Source organism: Paramagnetospirillum kuznetsovii, from assembly GCF_003284725.1.
GTDB lineage: Bacteria > Pseudomonadota > Alphaproteobacteria > Rhodospirillales > Magnetospirillaceae > Phaeospirillum > Phaeospirillum kuznetsovii.
The window spans coordinates 1-14,754 of sequence record NZ_PGTO01000040.1 but is presented as its reverse complement, the minus strand read 5'-3'; the positions used below and the strand labels follow the sequence as shown (position 1 = coordinate 14,754).

The following is a 14,754-nucleotide window of genomic DNA, read 5'->3' as shown; positions in this document are numbered from 1 at the left end:
GAACAGATTGCCGCGCTGATGGGCCACGCCTCCATGGAGACGGCTACGACCCATTATGGTCGGCGGAGCGCCGGCCGATCCCAGGTGCTGCCGGGACTGGCTACCGTCATTGGCATCCCCAGTGAGGCCAATGTGCTGGCCGTCCGTGCGAGGCACGCCTCCACGTTGTCGACGGAGGCGGCACCCGACGAACCGAATATGGGAGGCCCGTAGAAAACCATTACCAAGCGTAATGGCAACCGGAAACGCCCAGAATCCACCTTTCAACTTGGTGGACGACCATGACACGCACCCGTCAAACCGAAGACTGGCACAAGCGCGTCGCTATCCATCTTGTGGCTACCAGTTGCCGCGATCTTGGCTGCGAGCCATCTGAAATCACTGTCACTACCATGGCTGATTGGATGATCCGGCCACCTCTAACCGCCGCTCAGGACGAAAATCATTGCGGACCTATGTCGACGATTTGATAGGGTGCTTGGTGCGATGGCATGCCCAACGGGCTAGCTCTATTACGTCGTCACATTGGCAGGGAGCGCGGCACCGACGACAGCCCTGGTGCCGCCAGCCTTCGTTATACCTGCCAACCGAAACTAAAGTATGGTATGTTCGTAGTGGGAATGACGGCGGTCATTTGTTTCGCCCTGGGATGGGAAAACCGCATGCTGACGAATTGGGTCTCACGAGTCATGCTTACGCTTGGCATTTTGGCATTTGGCACGCCCGTAGCTCTGGCCGAGGACGCGCCGATCAAACTGATTATTCTGCCTTACGCGAACACGGTGAGCATCATGAAGGTTCACCAGCCTCTGCGTCTGTTCCTGCAGGAGAGGCTGGGGCGTCCCGTGGAAATGTTCACATCAGCTGACTTCTCAGGACATTTCGACCAAATTCGCCAGGGCAACTTCGACGTGGCGATCACCGGCCCCCATTTTGGGGCTTGGGCCGTCGATAATGGCCACAAGCCACTGTTGCGGTATTCCCCGACTCTCACCCCAGTTCTCGCCATTGCCAAGGGTGGCGAGGTGAAGAAGGTGGCAGACCTGAAGGGCAGGACGGTAGCCCTGTCCAATCGCATTAGCACTTCGTCCTTGGCTGGAGAGAAGTGGTTGGCCGATCAAGGTATGATTGCAGGCCGTGATTACGTTGTACGTGCCAGCCCGACTCACACGGCTGCCATCATGGCCGTAAGCATGGGGGAAGTAGACGCGGCCATCACGACCCATACCCCAATCCATCAGGCGCCAGAGGATGTTCGAAACAAGCTGACGGTGCTCGAAAGCCCCTATCACGCTCCGCATCTGTTTACCATTGCCAACGGACATCTTGATCCGGCCATGATCGCGTCCCTGCGTGAGGCCCTTCTCCGATTTGAAGCATCTGAGGCCGGAAAAACATTCTTTAACGAAACGGGCTACAAGGGCTATGCCCCACTGACCCCGGAGGACGTGGAATCTATGCGTCCGATCGTAGCGCTGTTTCTGCCGCACATAGACGGAAAACCGTGAAGCCTCTGATCAATGGTCTCGAGCGCTTCCGCAACTCCCTGCGCTTTCGATTGATCGTCGGCAGCGTTCTGGTTGAGGTGGTGATGCTGGCCGTGATGATCGGCAACACCCTCCGTCAGGCTGATCTGCACATGGGAGAGTTGACCCGTGCTCGTTCGAAGGAGATGGCGGAGACCTTCTCCGTTGCGCTTGCCCCCCCGTTGGCCGCCCAGGATTTGGCCAGTCTGCGCAGTCTGGTCGATCGCCTAGCCTCCTTGCCCGACGTCACTTATTTGACAGTCACCGACCGTCAGGGGCGGCCGCTTTCGGCTGCGGGGCATCAGCCGGAAATACTGCCGGAGCCTGATCAAGAACCGAAAAGTGATGCGGGTCAGTTGCATGCGCGAGCCGATCTGGAACTGTTCGGACAGATTTATGGGCGCGTTAATTTTGGCCTGTCATTGGAGGCACTGCGCCGCGCCGAAGACAGTCTGCTGCGGCAGGGCCTAGCCATCGCCGTAGCTGAGATCTTGCTGAGTGTACTGGCGCTGTTTTCCATCACGCTGATCCTTACCCAGCGACTGGACTTACTGACACGGGCCAGCGTCCGCCTCGCCGCTGGTGATTACGAGGCTGTCGTCGGCAGCAAGGGTAACGATGAGGTGGCGATGCTGTCAGCGGCATTTAATGCCATGAGCCAAGCTGTCCGCGAGCAGTTCCGAAGGCTGGACGATAATGCAGTGGTGCTCCGGCGTTCCAATGCCGAATTGTCGCGAATGGCGGAGGTCATGGCACATCATCTCCAGGAGCCATTGCGCCGCGTAGTGAGCTATGCCCAATTACTGGAGCGGCGCCTTGGTGAGCGCCAAGAACCCGACGTGCGTGACTGTCTGGGGTTCATCGTTGACGGTGCTTTGCGCATGCGCCGCCTATTGTCCGACCTGCAAGCCTATCTCGCTGTTGATATTGATCCTCGTGCCCATGGGCGAATGGTCAATCTGGAACAATGTGCGCAACAGGCCGTCGCCAAACTTATGCCTGTTTGCAACAAAATGGGCGGATGGGTGGATGTCGGCCCCCTGCCCAGTATGGTCGGCAATGGGAATCAGCTTCGCGCTGTTTTCCAGCACCTGATCGAGAATGCCCTTGAACATGCCGGTCCGGATGAGCGCCCCTTGATCCGCATTTCGGCGACCCGGGCTGATGGTCACCATGTTGTGTCAGTTAGCGACAATGGACCTGGCATTCCCGCCGAATATCACAAGCGCGTCTTTTCCTTATTCGAGCGGCTGGAGGCTGATACACAGGGAACCGGGGTCGGATTGGCTATGGTCCGCAAGATCGTCGAAAGCCATGGAGGTACGGCCTGGGCGGAGGACAATCATCCAACTGGCCTGACGATCTGCTTCAGTTTGCCGATGGATGTGATCGATGAACCGCGAGTAGGCGGGGCATCCCGTGGTGCCAACCGGGGACCGGAGACCGATCAGGAACTGCAACGCATGGCCGCGCGGATGGCCCGTTCGGAAGAACGCTATCGTCTCCTTCTCAAGACCGCCAGCGATGGCATCCACGTCTTGGATTCGCACGGAAACCTATTGGAAGCCTCGGATTCCTTTCGTGAGATGCTGGGGTACAGTCAAGAGGAGACGTTGCCGCATAATGCCGCCGACTGGGACGCACAATTTTCCGCCGAAGATTTGGCCGACCATTTGCTTCCCCAAATGCTGAATGGACCTCTGGTCTTTCAAACCCGTCACCGGCGTCGAGATGGGGGCTTCATCGACGTCGAAATCAACTCTCGACCGGTCGAGGTCGACGGCATTCTCTACATTTATGGCTCATCCCGCTCTATTACAGAGCGAAAACGCGCTGAGGCTGAACTACGCGCGGCTAATGCCCGACTTCGTTTGGTTCTTGAAACCGCTGCGGAAGGTATTTTCGGACTGGATGACGAGAGCCGTATCAGTTTCGCCAACCCTGCGGCGGCCAGTCTTCTAGGATGGCCATCGCCCAATGCCTTCTCGGCGCGCAAGTCTTCCGAGGCTATTGGCCATTTTCTGGCAGATGGCCATGGTTGCGAACATGGCGTCTGCTCGATCCGCCAGACACTGGAAGACGGCAAAATCCGCCGGGTGTCTAATGAGTGGTTTTCCGGATCCTCGGGGCACCGTATTCCCGTGGAGTATGTTGTCGCTCCCGTGATGGTCGATGACATTCCGGTTGGCGCGGTCGTCGTGTTTCGCGATATTAACGATCGCCATGCCCTCGAAGATGATCTTCGCCGAGCGGAGTTACTGCTGCGCTCGGCCATCGATACCATTGACGAGGCCTTTGTCATCTATGATGCCGACGATCGCCTCTTTATGTGTAATGAGCGCTACAGAGCCACCTACGCAGCATCAGCGCCTGCCCTGGAAGTCGGCAATACCTTCGAGGCTATTCTCCGCTATGGGCTCGAACACAGGCAGTATATCCAGGCGATCGGTCGTGAAGAGGAATGGCTGGCAGAGAGACTGGCCCAACATCGTCGAGCGGATACCAACGTCATTCAGCCCCTCTCAGATGGTCGTTGGCTCCGCATCATTGAACGGCGGACGCCTGAGGAATTCATTGTTGGATTCAGGGTAGACGTTACCGACCTCATAAAGGCACAGAAAGACGCAGAAAAGGCGGCCACGGCCATCAAGGAGAGCGAGGAAAACTTCCGCCTGATGTTTATCGATGCACCAGACGCATACTTGATCCTGGATATGGAAACAGGCTGCTTCTGCGCATGCAATCATGCGACCGAACGCATGTTGAGAGGACGGCGGGACCAAATTGAGGGATTGCCTCCGGATGCTTTGTCTCCGCCCTATCAGCCTGATGGCCGAACGTCAACCGAAGCGGCCGCTGAGAAAATCACGACCGCCATTGAAGTCGGATTTAACCGATTTGAATGGCTCCATCGGCGCCTTGACGGCAAAGATTTCTGGGCTGAGGTCATGGTCACAATTGGAACTTATCGTCAACGACAAGCGCTGTATGTCACCTGGCGAGAAATTGACGATATCGTTGCCGCCCGACAGGCTCTAGATGAAGCCAACACAGCACTAATGAGATCCAACGCCGAGTTGGAGCACTTTGCCTACGCTGCTTCGCATGATCTTCGCCAACCGTTGCGCATGGTCAGTTCCTATCTGTCGCTTCTCAGCAAGCGTATGGCGGGACGCCTCAGCGAAGACGAAAGCCAGTTCATCGGGTTCGCCGTGGATGGTGCTCAACGAATGGACCATATGATTACTGATCTACTCAATTACTCTCGCATCGGGCGAAACATGCCCAAACCCGACGAAGTACCACTCGAACAGCCGTTGAAACAAGCTATCGATAACCTTGAAATGGCTATCCGAGATACAGAAGCCACGATTTTGTACCCTGAGACCTTGCCGACCATAAGTGGGCACGAGTCGCAGTTGGAGCGCCTATTTCAAAATCTGATCAGCAATGCGCTGAAGTTCATCCCACCGGGCAGGCCCCCTAGGATCACGATTGAATGTCACGAAAGGACGATGGAATGGATCGTTGCAGTTTCTGATAACGGTATCGGCATTGCGGCGAAAAGCATAGATCGGCTTTTCACGGTATTTCAGCGATTGGTCAGTCATGACCAGTATCAAGGCACCGGTATCGGACTCGCATCGTGCCGTAAGATAGTAGAACATCATGGCGGCCGGATTTGGGTCGAATCCGAGGAGGGCGTCGGTTCAACATTCCTGTTTGCCCTGCCAAAAGCCAATAAATCCCTATTGCATTAAAAGCAGCCTCGATTGGACGGGAAGCGACCGGCCATCGGCATATGCCGTAGGTCATGGAAAATCTTGCGCGCAGCTCGGCATTTCGGCAATCACAGCCTTGATGTCGGCCACCAGATCAGCGTCGGGTAATCGCCCACGCCCGCTACGCCGTCTTCCAGATGGCCGAGGTCGCCGTGCCGCGCGATCGTTCCGACGCATCCTCGACATGATCGACGATCTTCGACCACGAGAACCAGCGCCATGCTGACGGCCGGGAGCGCTGGCACGAAGCGGGAGACAGGCGAAGTGTGCCCGCGATCCAACAAAATGGTCCGGAATCGAGACGTTGGGGCTGATCATGATGGTTGGGGCGGTGATTTTGCTGCGGTGGTGGGTATCACCGCCCCATCCAGCCTTCCGGATGGGCTGAGATCGGTCTATTCTGGTGTCGATCACGGGTGGATGGGTCGCCCATATGGGAAGTCTGAGTTGATGATTGTCCCGCTTTTTGAAAAGGTGCGCGACCACAGTGCGATAAAAAAATTGATTCAACGTGGAAGGTTTGACAAAAATAGAGCTGTGGGTTTGGGGTTCCCATGGATTTGCTTTGGCGGGACTCCCCTTTTTCATGCTTCAAATCATTTACGCCAGCGCAACGGTCGCGCCCATGAGTGACGACGAACTCGGGGCCCTGCTGGCGCAGTCGCGCGACAAGAACGCGCATGACGACATCACCGGCCTACTGGTTTACGAAAATGGCTCGTTTCTGCAGGTGATCGAGGGGCTGGAGGACAGGGTAAGTCCATTGTTTGACCGCATTAAGCTGGACCCGCGCCATAACCGCGTTCGGCTGCTCCCCACCAAGAATGTTGCGGAGCGAGAATTCGGCGACTGGGTGATGGCCTATGCCCGCCCCCATGGCGCGGCCGATGCCGATGACGGTTATCTGGACTATGCAACCGACGATCAACTGGGCTTCGACACCTCGGAAGCCGGTCATTTACTGAGCCTGTTCCGGGATGGTCTGCTGCGTCAGGGCCAGAATGAAATGACTGGAATGGTAACCGTTACCTTCAAGGCAAGACGCGCCAATGTGGGCGTCAGGCAGCAAAATTGGCCGGGCGTTGGCCATCGCTGCGCCCGATATCACGGTTGGCGTGGTCACCCAAGCTGGCGACCGCATTAATTACAACCTGCACCGCGACATGGAAAAGGGCGAAGCTGAACTGTTTTAGCGGAAGCCCGAGCCAGGGGCGACAAGCGTATTGGGGGAATTGGGGTTGAGAAATTTTCCAGGAGACGTGACTGCTTTCCAGCATGGGGATACCCCGTGCGAACGCGAAGCCATCCATGCTCCAGGCGCCATCCAGGGCCACGCCACCTTATTATGCGTCGATCCGGACACGCTGGCGGTGTTGGGCATGACCGAGAATGTGGGCGCCATCCTGCCCCATGCGGCGTTGACAAGGCATCGGCCAAGGCTGAATCACTTTCTGACTCCGCAGATATGCGATCTGGTCGTGGCTGCGCTGAAGGACGGCCGCCTTAACCGTCAGGGGCTCACCTTGAAATTAGCGATGGATCTGGTGCCGCCCCATGGCGGCGAGGTTTTCATCCACCACCACCATGATGTGATTTTCTGCGAGATCGAGGCGCGCGACACGCCAGACCTGCCGCCGACCGAGCCGATCGATACGCTTCAGGATATTCTGGTTCAAATCCGTGACAGCGCCAGCTTCAACCAGTTGGTCTCGGTGGTGGCTGATAGCGTCCGCAAATTCACCGGCATGGAGCGGGTGCTTGTCTATCGCTTCGACCGAGACGGCCATGGCGAGGTCATCGGCGAAAGCCTGGCATCGGGATTCGAGGAAAGCTTCTTGGGCTTTCATTTTCCCGCTGACGACATCCCACCCCAGGCCAGAGCGCTTTATGCCATCAGCCCGCTGCGCTATACGCCGGAGCGCGATTACACGCCGGTGCTGATTTCGCCCGCGACGAATCCAAAAACCGGCCAGCCATTCGATCTCAGCCTCTGCCGTTGCCGCAGCGTTTCTCCCATTCACGCCATCTATCAGAAAAATTTGGGCGTAGATGGCTCCATGTCCATTTCGGTGATCGACGACGGTCATTTGTGGGGCTTGATAGTTTGTCATCATCGCCAGCCATGCCGTGTCAGTATGTCGGCGCGCCGACGGGTGCTGTCGGTGGCCAATGCTTTCAGCATGCGGTTGCACGCCACCGAGACGACGGAGGAAAAAGAGGCCCGCGCCCTCCATGTCAGCCTCCATGCCCGCCTGTTGGAGCAGATCGCCGGTGCTGATGATTTCGTCGCACCGCTGGTGGACGGCAATGTGAAGCTAACCGACATCTTCTTTGCCTCGAGCGGGGCCGCCGTGGTCTATGACGAGGGCGCGGGGCGGCCCAAGGAAGTCCGCACGGTGGGCTTGGCACCCTCGGCGGATGCGGTCGTCCGACTGGCGGAATATTGCCGACAGCACCTGGATCAAGGGGTCTATGCCTGCGATTGCATTTCTCGCAAATTGCCGGAATTCGAGCGCTTTACCGCCGAGGCCAGCGGCGTGCTGGGCATTTCCGTGGGCGACCAGGCACAACACATGATCCTGTGGTTCCGCCCGGAAATTGTAAAAACCACCGTTTGGGGCGGGGCCACACCATCGGCAGTAGCCGATCATAAGCAGCAGGGAAACTATTTCCCGCGCCAATCCTTCGAACGCTGGGTGGTCGAGCGGCGGGGGTATTCCCGGCCATGGACCCATTGGAAAATCGATATCGCCCGCAGTCTGCGCACGGCGCTCAACGACGTCATCCTGCGCCAATTGCGGACCATCCGATCCTTGAATGAACGCCTGACCGAAAGCGACAAGGCCAAGTCTCGTTTTCTCGCTCATATGAGCCACGAATTGCGCACTCCGTTAAACGCTATCTTGGGGTTCTCGGAAGCCATCATGTTTGGGATCTACGGTTCCATATCCGACAATCAGCGGGAAAGCACCGGGCATATCCACACGGCGGCCCAGCACCTGCTCAGCATGATCAACGACATCCTGGATCTCTCGAAGGTCGAGGCGGGGCGGATGGAACTCTCCCGCGTGGAGCTGGATCTCGACAAGACCATTCGCGAGGCGGTCCAGCTCATGGGCTCGCTTATTCAGGAATCCGGCATCACCCTGGAGTTTAAGCGGCCCGAATCGCTGACCGTGTTGCACACCGACCGCCGAGCCTTGATCCAGATGGTCATGAATCTGGTCTCCAACGCCGTCAAATTCACGCCCTCCGGCGGACGCATCACCATCGAGCTTGTGGAGGAACTGGCCGGTGGGGTGACGCTGGCGGTCAGCGACACCGGTCAGGGTATCCCCGCGCACCTGTTGCAACATGTGCTGGAACCGTTCCGGCAGGCCGATCAAAACATGGCGCTCGCCCGCAAGGGAACCGGCCTGGGCTTGCCCTTGGTCAAGTCCCTGATGGAGGTGCAGGGCGGCACCTTGTCGCTGAGCAGTGAATTGGAGATCGGAACCACCGTGCGGCTGCATTTCCCAAGGGAGGCCTCGGCCCGTGAGTGAGGTGGAAGCTGTCTGCGCCGTGTTGCGCCGGGCCACCCATGATTTGCATGAACGCTTGGAACGCTTGCCGGTCATGGCGCCGTTGACCGCCGGATGCGTCAGTGCTCCGCAGTACCTGCGAGCTCTCGCCCGGCTATACGGTTTCTACGCCCCCATGGAGGCGGTCCTGTTCGGCGACACTCTTCCGGACAGCATGGGCGTGCGGCCCAAAAGCCCGGCCTTGCTTCGCGATCTGTCGGCCCTGGGGCTGAGTGGCGACGCCATTACGACATTGCCGCACTGTACCCGGCTTCCGGCATTGTCTGACCCCAGCCAACGGCTTGGCGCCCTTTACGTCCTGGAGGGAGCCACTTTGGGGGGGCGCGTCGTCCTGAGGCGCATCGCCGATAGTTTGGGCGAGCTTACGCATACGGCGACCAATTTCCATGGCTTTCATGGCGACGAGGTCGGGCCGTGGTGGAAGTACTTTCAAGCAGAATTGACCGAACGTCTAAGGGATCAGCCGAGCATCGCCCATGCCACCCACGGCGCGACCGCCACCTTCGACTCCTTGGGCGCATGGCTTGAGGCTTAAAGACCTAAGACCATTCTCTGTCATTGATTTCCGCTCAGCCTTGATTTGCGACATAGTAGAACTAGTTGACAAAATCTGACGTAAGAGTCCTTCGGCAGATTCCCACGGCTCGGCTGATGTGCGAGTCTTCGGAATGCGCGAAGGAATCATCGTCGAGGTGAGCGCCGCCGACCGCAATCGCCTGGAGGCGCTGGTGGCGGATCGCAACAGCCCGCAGAAGTACGTCTGGCGAGCGCGGATCGTGCTGCTGACTGCCGACGGCCAGGGGACCGTCGAGATCATGCGTCGGACCGGCAAGAGCAAGACGGCGGTCTGGCGCTGGCAAGAGCGATTCATGCAGGAGGGGGTTGACGGTCTGCTGCGGGACAAGACCCGGCCGTCGCGTATCCCCGCCCTCGCTGCCGAGGTGGCCGAGCAGGTGGTGACGCTGACCATCACCACCGATCCGCCGGGGAAAGTCACCCACTGGACCGCCCCGGCGATGGCCGAGCATGTCGGCATCAGCGTCAGTTCGGTCCAGCGCATCTGGCGCACCCATGGTCTCCAGCCGCACCGCTGGCGTCAATTCAAGCTGTCCAATGCCCCGCAGTCGCCGCCAAGGTTCGCGACGTCGTCGGCCTCTACGTCGATCCTCCGGCCCATGCCATTGTCCTGTCGGTGGACGAGAAGAGCCAGATCCAGGCGCTCGACCGCACTCAGCCAGGCCTGCCGCTCAAGAAGGGGCGCTGCCAGACCATGACCCACGACGACAAGCGCAATGGCACTACCACGCTGTTCGCCGCTCTCGACGTGCTGGAGGGCAAGGTCATCGGCAAATGCATGCAGCGCCATCGTGCATCAGGAATTCATCCGTTTTCTCAATCCCATCGAGGCGGCCATCCCGGCGGGCAGGGTGATCCACGTCATCCTCGACAATTACGCCACCCACAAGCATCCCAAGGTGCGGAAGTGGCTGGATCGGCATCCCCGCTTCATCTTTCACTTCACGCCGACATCGGCGTCCTGGCTAAACGCGGTCGATGGCTTCTTTGCCAAGCTGACCAAACAGCGCCTCAAGCGTGGCGTGTTCCACTCGCTCGTCGACCTTCAGGCCGCCATCAATCGCTTCCCGGCCGAGACCAACGAAAACCCCCGCCCCTTCAACTGGACTGCCGATCCAGACCGGATCATTGCAGCCGTCAAGCGGGGGCATCAAGCGTTAGATTCTGTCCACTAGCTAGGTCAGATCAGGGCGGAAGCATTAATGGATGTTCAGCACATCTCCATCGCACTTTGTTCACAGATGCGGCAAAACTCATTTACAAACTTATGGTATAGGCCCATCGGGTATAGCCAAAGGAGCTTCTTGATGAGCCTTACCACCATTCGCAGCAAATTATCTGCTTTGGCCATTGCCGTAACATTGGCACTTGGCGCAATCAGTGTCGCGTGGTGGGCCGCGTTCGCGGAACTTAAAGTCAATGGGCCAACATATGGCCGTGTCGTGCAAGTGAAGGATTTGGTGGCTGACATTCTGCCACCGCCAGAATACATCCTGGAATCATATCTGGAAGCATCGCAGGCATTAAGCGCCGAAGCCGCCGAAATGTCCGCGCACAAGGACGCCATGATGCGGCTGCGGAAGGATTTTGATGATCGGCACGAATTTTGGAAAAGCCAGTCGCTTGATGCATCAGTGCGCGACGGCCTGCTCGTTGAGGCATATGCGCCAGCTGTGCGTTTTTATGACCGCGCCTTTACCGCATTTTTTCCCGCGCTAGAACGCGGCGACCGCGCTGCCGCGACGGCTATATTTAAAGAGATGCGTGGAGTTTATGCAAATCACCGCGCCGCGATTGATAAACTTGTAGCCGCCTCGGACTCTTTTTCGAAGAGTGTTGAGGCCGCAGCCGCTGACCATGAGAGCGGTTACAAGTCTCTGGTTACGCTTGTGACGATGCTTTCATCCGTTTTCGCATTGGCTGTTTTACTAGCAATGGCCAAGAGCATTGCCGCTCCGATGGCTAAAATGACGTCCATCATGTCCTCTCTGTCCACGGGGGACAGTTCCGTCTCCGTACCGGAACAGACAAGAAGTGATGAGATTGGCGTGATGGCCCGTGGACTTGAAGCTCTGCGCAAGGTCGTTGAAAACTCTTATCGTCTTAACAATCTCGTGGAAGATCAACCGGCTGCAATTATTTTATGCACACCGGACATGAAGGTCAGCTACCTCAATAAAGCGGCAAAAATAATCCTGGAGAGAATGCAGCAAGGGTCAAAGAAAGATATGTCGAATATCATTGGTCGGAGCATTCTTGATTTTCACGATCACCCAGAAGGGGTAAAAAAGATTGTTTCTAGCGTAGATAACCTTCCGTTCTCCGGAAAATTTTCGATGGCGGGTGTCACAATTGAGAATGTTGTTGATGTCGTCCGAGATAAGGCCGGTAACGTGGTCGGAACAATGCTCAGTTGGAAGGATGTCACGGATTACATCAAGCTGGCTGAAACGTTCGAGCAGCAGGTCAAGGTAGCCGCACAGGCCGTATCCGCCGCCTGCACTCAACTTAGCAATGCCGCCGAGACCATGAACACCACCGCGCAGGAAACCAAGGCCGAGGGCAGCGAAGTCGCTGCCGCCTCCATGCAGGCAACCGGAAATGTCCAAGCCGTTGCGTCCGCTGCCGAGGAGCTTGCTGCATCGGTGAGCGAAATCACACGACAAGTTGCAAATTCAGCCAGTCTTGCCCGCAGCACTGCCGAGGAAGCAAAGAGGACCGGGGCGACGCTTGCGACATTGGAGCAGTCTGCGGGCAAAATCAGCGAAGTCGTGGGCATGATCAACGACATTGCCAGCCAGACCAACCTCCTTGCCTTGAATGCCACCATCGAGGCAGCCCGCGCTGGCGAGGCTGGCAAAGGTTTTGCCGTGGTCGCCAACGAGGTCAAGGGGCTGGCAAACCAGACAGCACGGGCGACGGACGAAATCGCTATTCAGATGCGGCAAATGCAGGAAATCACCAAGGAAACGGTACTGGCCATCCAGCAGATTATCGACATGATCGCCGAAATTGACACCAGCTCGGCAAACGTTGCAGCTGCGGTTGAGCAGCAAGGAGCTGCAACCAGCGAAATAAGCCGGAGCGTTCAATCTGCCGCAGCTGGAACCACGCAGGTGTCTGCCAGCATTATTAAGGTGGTCGAAGGCGCCGAGATCACGGGACGCAATGCAGGGGATGTCCGCAGCAGCGTGCAAGACCTCGCCAGCCAAGCCCACTCTTTGGAGACGGGTGTAAATGACTTCCTTGAGCAGATGCGGAAATAAGAGCAGGTCGGGAAATGGGCGACACTGACATTGTTTCCGTGGAGAGACTCACCGAAGGTGCAGCCGCTCTCCTGAACCAGTTGGCCTCGGCAAGGCGCGACGTGATTTTGCTTCGTCATCGCCTTCAAACCATAGGTCGATTAACGCCATCTGCCGTTGCCGATCTTGCTCGGGCAGACGAGGAGTTCCGCGTCTCTATCGAAAGAGTGAGGGCGATCTGTGATCTCCAGGTGGATACCGTCACAAAGATCAATTCTCTTCCAGAGGATGACGCGTAGTCATGCAAAGTAAAAAAAATATTGAGACATTAGATCTCTCACACCGGGATCGCTTTGTCGCTGCCTACAAAATGTACGCAAGTGGTGTAGAGGATATCTCTTCATTTTTTGCAGAAGATGAAGCTGATGCATCTCACAGATCAATTGCGTCGATTGTTGACGATGAATTTGCTCATGCTATGCATGGTTTCTCAATAAAATCAATTATGCTTGGCGGCTATCACGGCCTAACTCAAGATGAAGCAGTAGTAATTAGCGAATTTTTTGATGAGTATTCTTTTGCTGAAATCAAAAATGATGATGCATTAACGGCCCTTTCAAAAATTCTGGAAGCAGCCCCATTGCAAAATAATGCCAATAAGTGTTTTGACAAAAATTTATTAGGTAGCGCGTTAGGATTAGATGACTTCGGCATTGAAATTGGCGCAGCACTAACGCAAGACGATAATATAAGTAACAAAGATATAATAGATATTATTGATTGCGAAAAGGCCGAGCACTCAATAATAAAAGAAAACTATTATCAAATGAAATCGCTATGCGGAAGTTACTTTGATAGGCCAAAAATATTTAATGTGGCTCACGGATTTCTTTCTTCTGTCAGGTCTCATTTTGAGCACGAAGAACTACTTATACAGAAGTTCGACGGTATAAATTTTGAAAATCACTGCGCTGAGCATATTGATATAATCTTGGCTATTTCCATTTTGATTGATGAAATCCAGGTGACCATCATTGCGGAGGGGTTGTTTGCACGAAAACTAAAATCTATTGAAGACCGCATAATGATGCATGCATCATCTATGGATGCAGCGCTCATGAATGCCATACTTATAGGTCATTAATTTTCAAGATATACTTGATTATTTTATGCGTATATTACGCATATTTGTCGTACAGAACTTGCTGTGACGACCAGGGCTGTTCAACGCTAACGTTGTGACCGCCGGAGCGGCCTGATGTCGGGCAAAAAAGACGATTCCCTTGGCGCGTTTTGTCTGAATCCATAATGGGCTGTCAATCGGCGTCGAAAAATGCCCCCCTTTACCCCCCGAATCGGCGTGCAATTTTGCCCCCCCTTTTTGACAGGGCGGCGGGTTGTCCAGGTAGTCCATGCAATGCGCGACATTCCTCAGAGCCATAGACAAAGAAAAACCCGCAGAAGCTAGGCTTTCTGCGGGCTTTGTCTATCGTCTTGGTTGCGGGGGCAGGCAACCAGCGTTACTTGCACTTCGATTGGGCTCCTCTCAACGCCACTCTTTTGTCCGAGTAACGGGAGGAGAACACCATGACACGCACCCGTCAAACCGAAGACCGGTACACGCTCATCTCAAACCGTCTTGTAGCCGCCAGTTGTCGTGACCTTGACTGCCCGCCATCTGAGATCACTGCGACGACAATGGCTGACTGGATGATCAGGAACAAGGCCGGATGGTCGTCTTCCACTTGGCGGCAGTATCGTGCTGCGGTCAGCTTCGCTTTCGGTTCTCAGATATCGGCCCTCCTTCAGCAGGGCGACCTGCCCGCTTCGGCCCAACGCGGTCTTCAGACGTCCGGCATGAAGGAAAAGCGTCTCCCACCAGCTGATCTGAAGAAAATCCTCGACCACCTTCTTGAGCGGATCAATGCCACAAACAAACACCATGAAAACGACCTGTCGCCCAACTTCCTCGCAGTTCTGCTCCTGCTCTGCGGCACGATCGCAGGCCTTCGCCCCGGTGAATGGCCGTCGGTGAATCTCTGGC

At 56.3% G+C, this 14,754-nt stretch carries 11 protein-coding genes and 1 pseudogene; 11 read left to right on the top strand and 1 reads right to left on the bottom strand.

Annotation, left to right across the window (positions count from 1 at the left end; genetic code table 11):
* The 3 genes from CU669_RS21670 to CU669_RS20465 form a co-directional block, all read left to right on the top strand.
* Positions 1-213 (top strand): hypothetical protein (locus tag CU669_RS21670; RefSeq protein ID WP_205119527.1); only part of this gene is annotated, 213 nt, incomplete at its 5' end.
* A gap of 278 nt (positions 214-491) precedes the next feature.
* Positions 492-1,508, top strand: coding sequence for a phosphate/phosphite/phosphonate ABC transporter substrate-binding protein (locus CU669_RS20470; protein ID WP_112147445.1), 1,017 nt, complete (start codon positions 492-494; stop codon positions 1,506-1,508).
* Complete coding sequence (locus CU669_RS20465; protein WP_112147444.1) at positions 1,505-5,287, top strand: ATP-binding protein; 3,783 nt, start codon at positions 1,505-1,507, stop codon at positions 5,285-5,287. The genes CU669_RS20470 and CU669_RS20465 overlap by 4 nt, the downstream gene beginning before the upstream one ends.
* Before the next feature lie 89 nt (positions 5,288-5,376).
* On the opposite strand, the gene CU669_RS21605 is transcribed toward CU669_RS20465, so the two are convergent.
* Entirely contained in the window at positions 5,377-5,529 is a 153-nt protein-coding gene (locus CU669_RS21605) for a hypothetical protein (RefSeq protein WP_192884643.1), read from the bottom strand.
* A 365-nt stretch (positions 5,530-5,894) separates the two neighbouring features.
* Between CU669_RS21605 and CU669_RS20460 the strand changes: the two genes are divergently transcribed.
* The 8 genes and pseudogenes from CU669_RS20460 to CU669_RS20425 all read left to right on the top strand — a co-directional run.
* Positions 5,895-6,452, top strand: coding sequence for a BLUF domain-containing protein (locus CU669_RS20460; RefSeq protein ID WP_112147443.1), 558 nt, complete (start codon positions 5,895-5,897; stop codon positions 6,450-6,452).
* A gap of 115 nt (positions 6,453-6,567) precedes the next feature.
* Positions 6,568-8,850, top strand: coding sequence for an ATP-binding protein (locus CU669_RS20455; RefSeq protein WP_161539757.1), 2,283 nt, complete (start codon positions 6,568-6,570; stop codon positions 8,848-8,850).
* Positions 8,843-9,424 (top strand): biliverdin-producing heme oxygenase, encoded by a 582-nt coding sequence (locus tag CU669_RS20450; protein ID WP_161539756.1) that lies wholly within the window; start codon positions 8,843-8,845, stop codon positions 9,422-9,424. Before CU669_RS20455 ends, CU669_RS20450 begins: the two co-directional genes overlap by 8 nt.
* Before the next feature lie 133 nt (positions 9,425-9,557).
* Positions 9,558-10,640: pseudogene (locus tag CU669_RS20445) on the top strand (IS630 family transposase).
* Between the two features lie 132 nt (positions 10,641-10,772).
* Complete coding sequence (locus tag CU669_RS20440) at positions 10,773-12,731, top strand: methyl-accepting chemotaxis protein (protein ID WP_161539755.1); 1,959 nt, start codon at positions 10,773-10,775, stop codon at positions 12,729-12,731.
* A gap of 14 nt (positions 12,732-12,745) precedes the next feature.
* Positions 12,746-13,009: a hypothetical protein gene (locus CU669_RS20435; protein WP_112147439.1), complete on the top strand. Its 264-nt coding sequence runs from the start codon at positions 12,746-12,748 to the stop codon at positions 13,007-13,009.
* A gap of 2 nt (positions 13,010-13,011) precedes the next feature.
* Positions 13,012-13,854 carry a hypothetical protein gene (locus tag CU669_RS20430; RefSeq protein WP_146747833.1) on the top strand — a complete coding sequence of 281 codons (843 nt, stop codon included), beginning with the start codon at positions 13,012-13,014 and terminating at the stop codon, positions 13,852-13,854.
* A gap of 443 nt (positions 13,855-14,297) precedes the next feature.
* Positions 14,298-14,754: hypothetical protein (locus CU669_RS20425; protein ID WP_146747832.1), on the top strand; the 457-nt coding region annotated here is incomplete at its 3' end.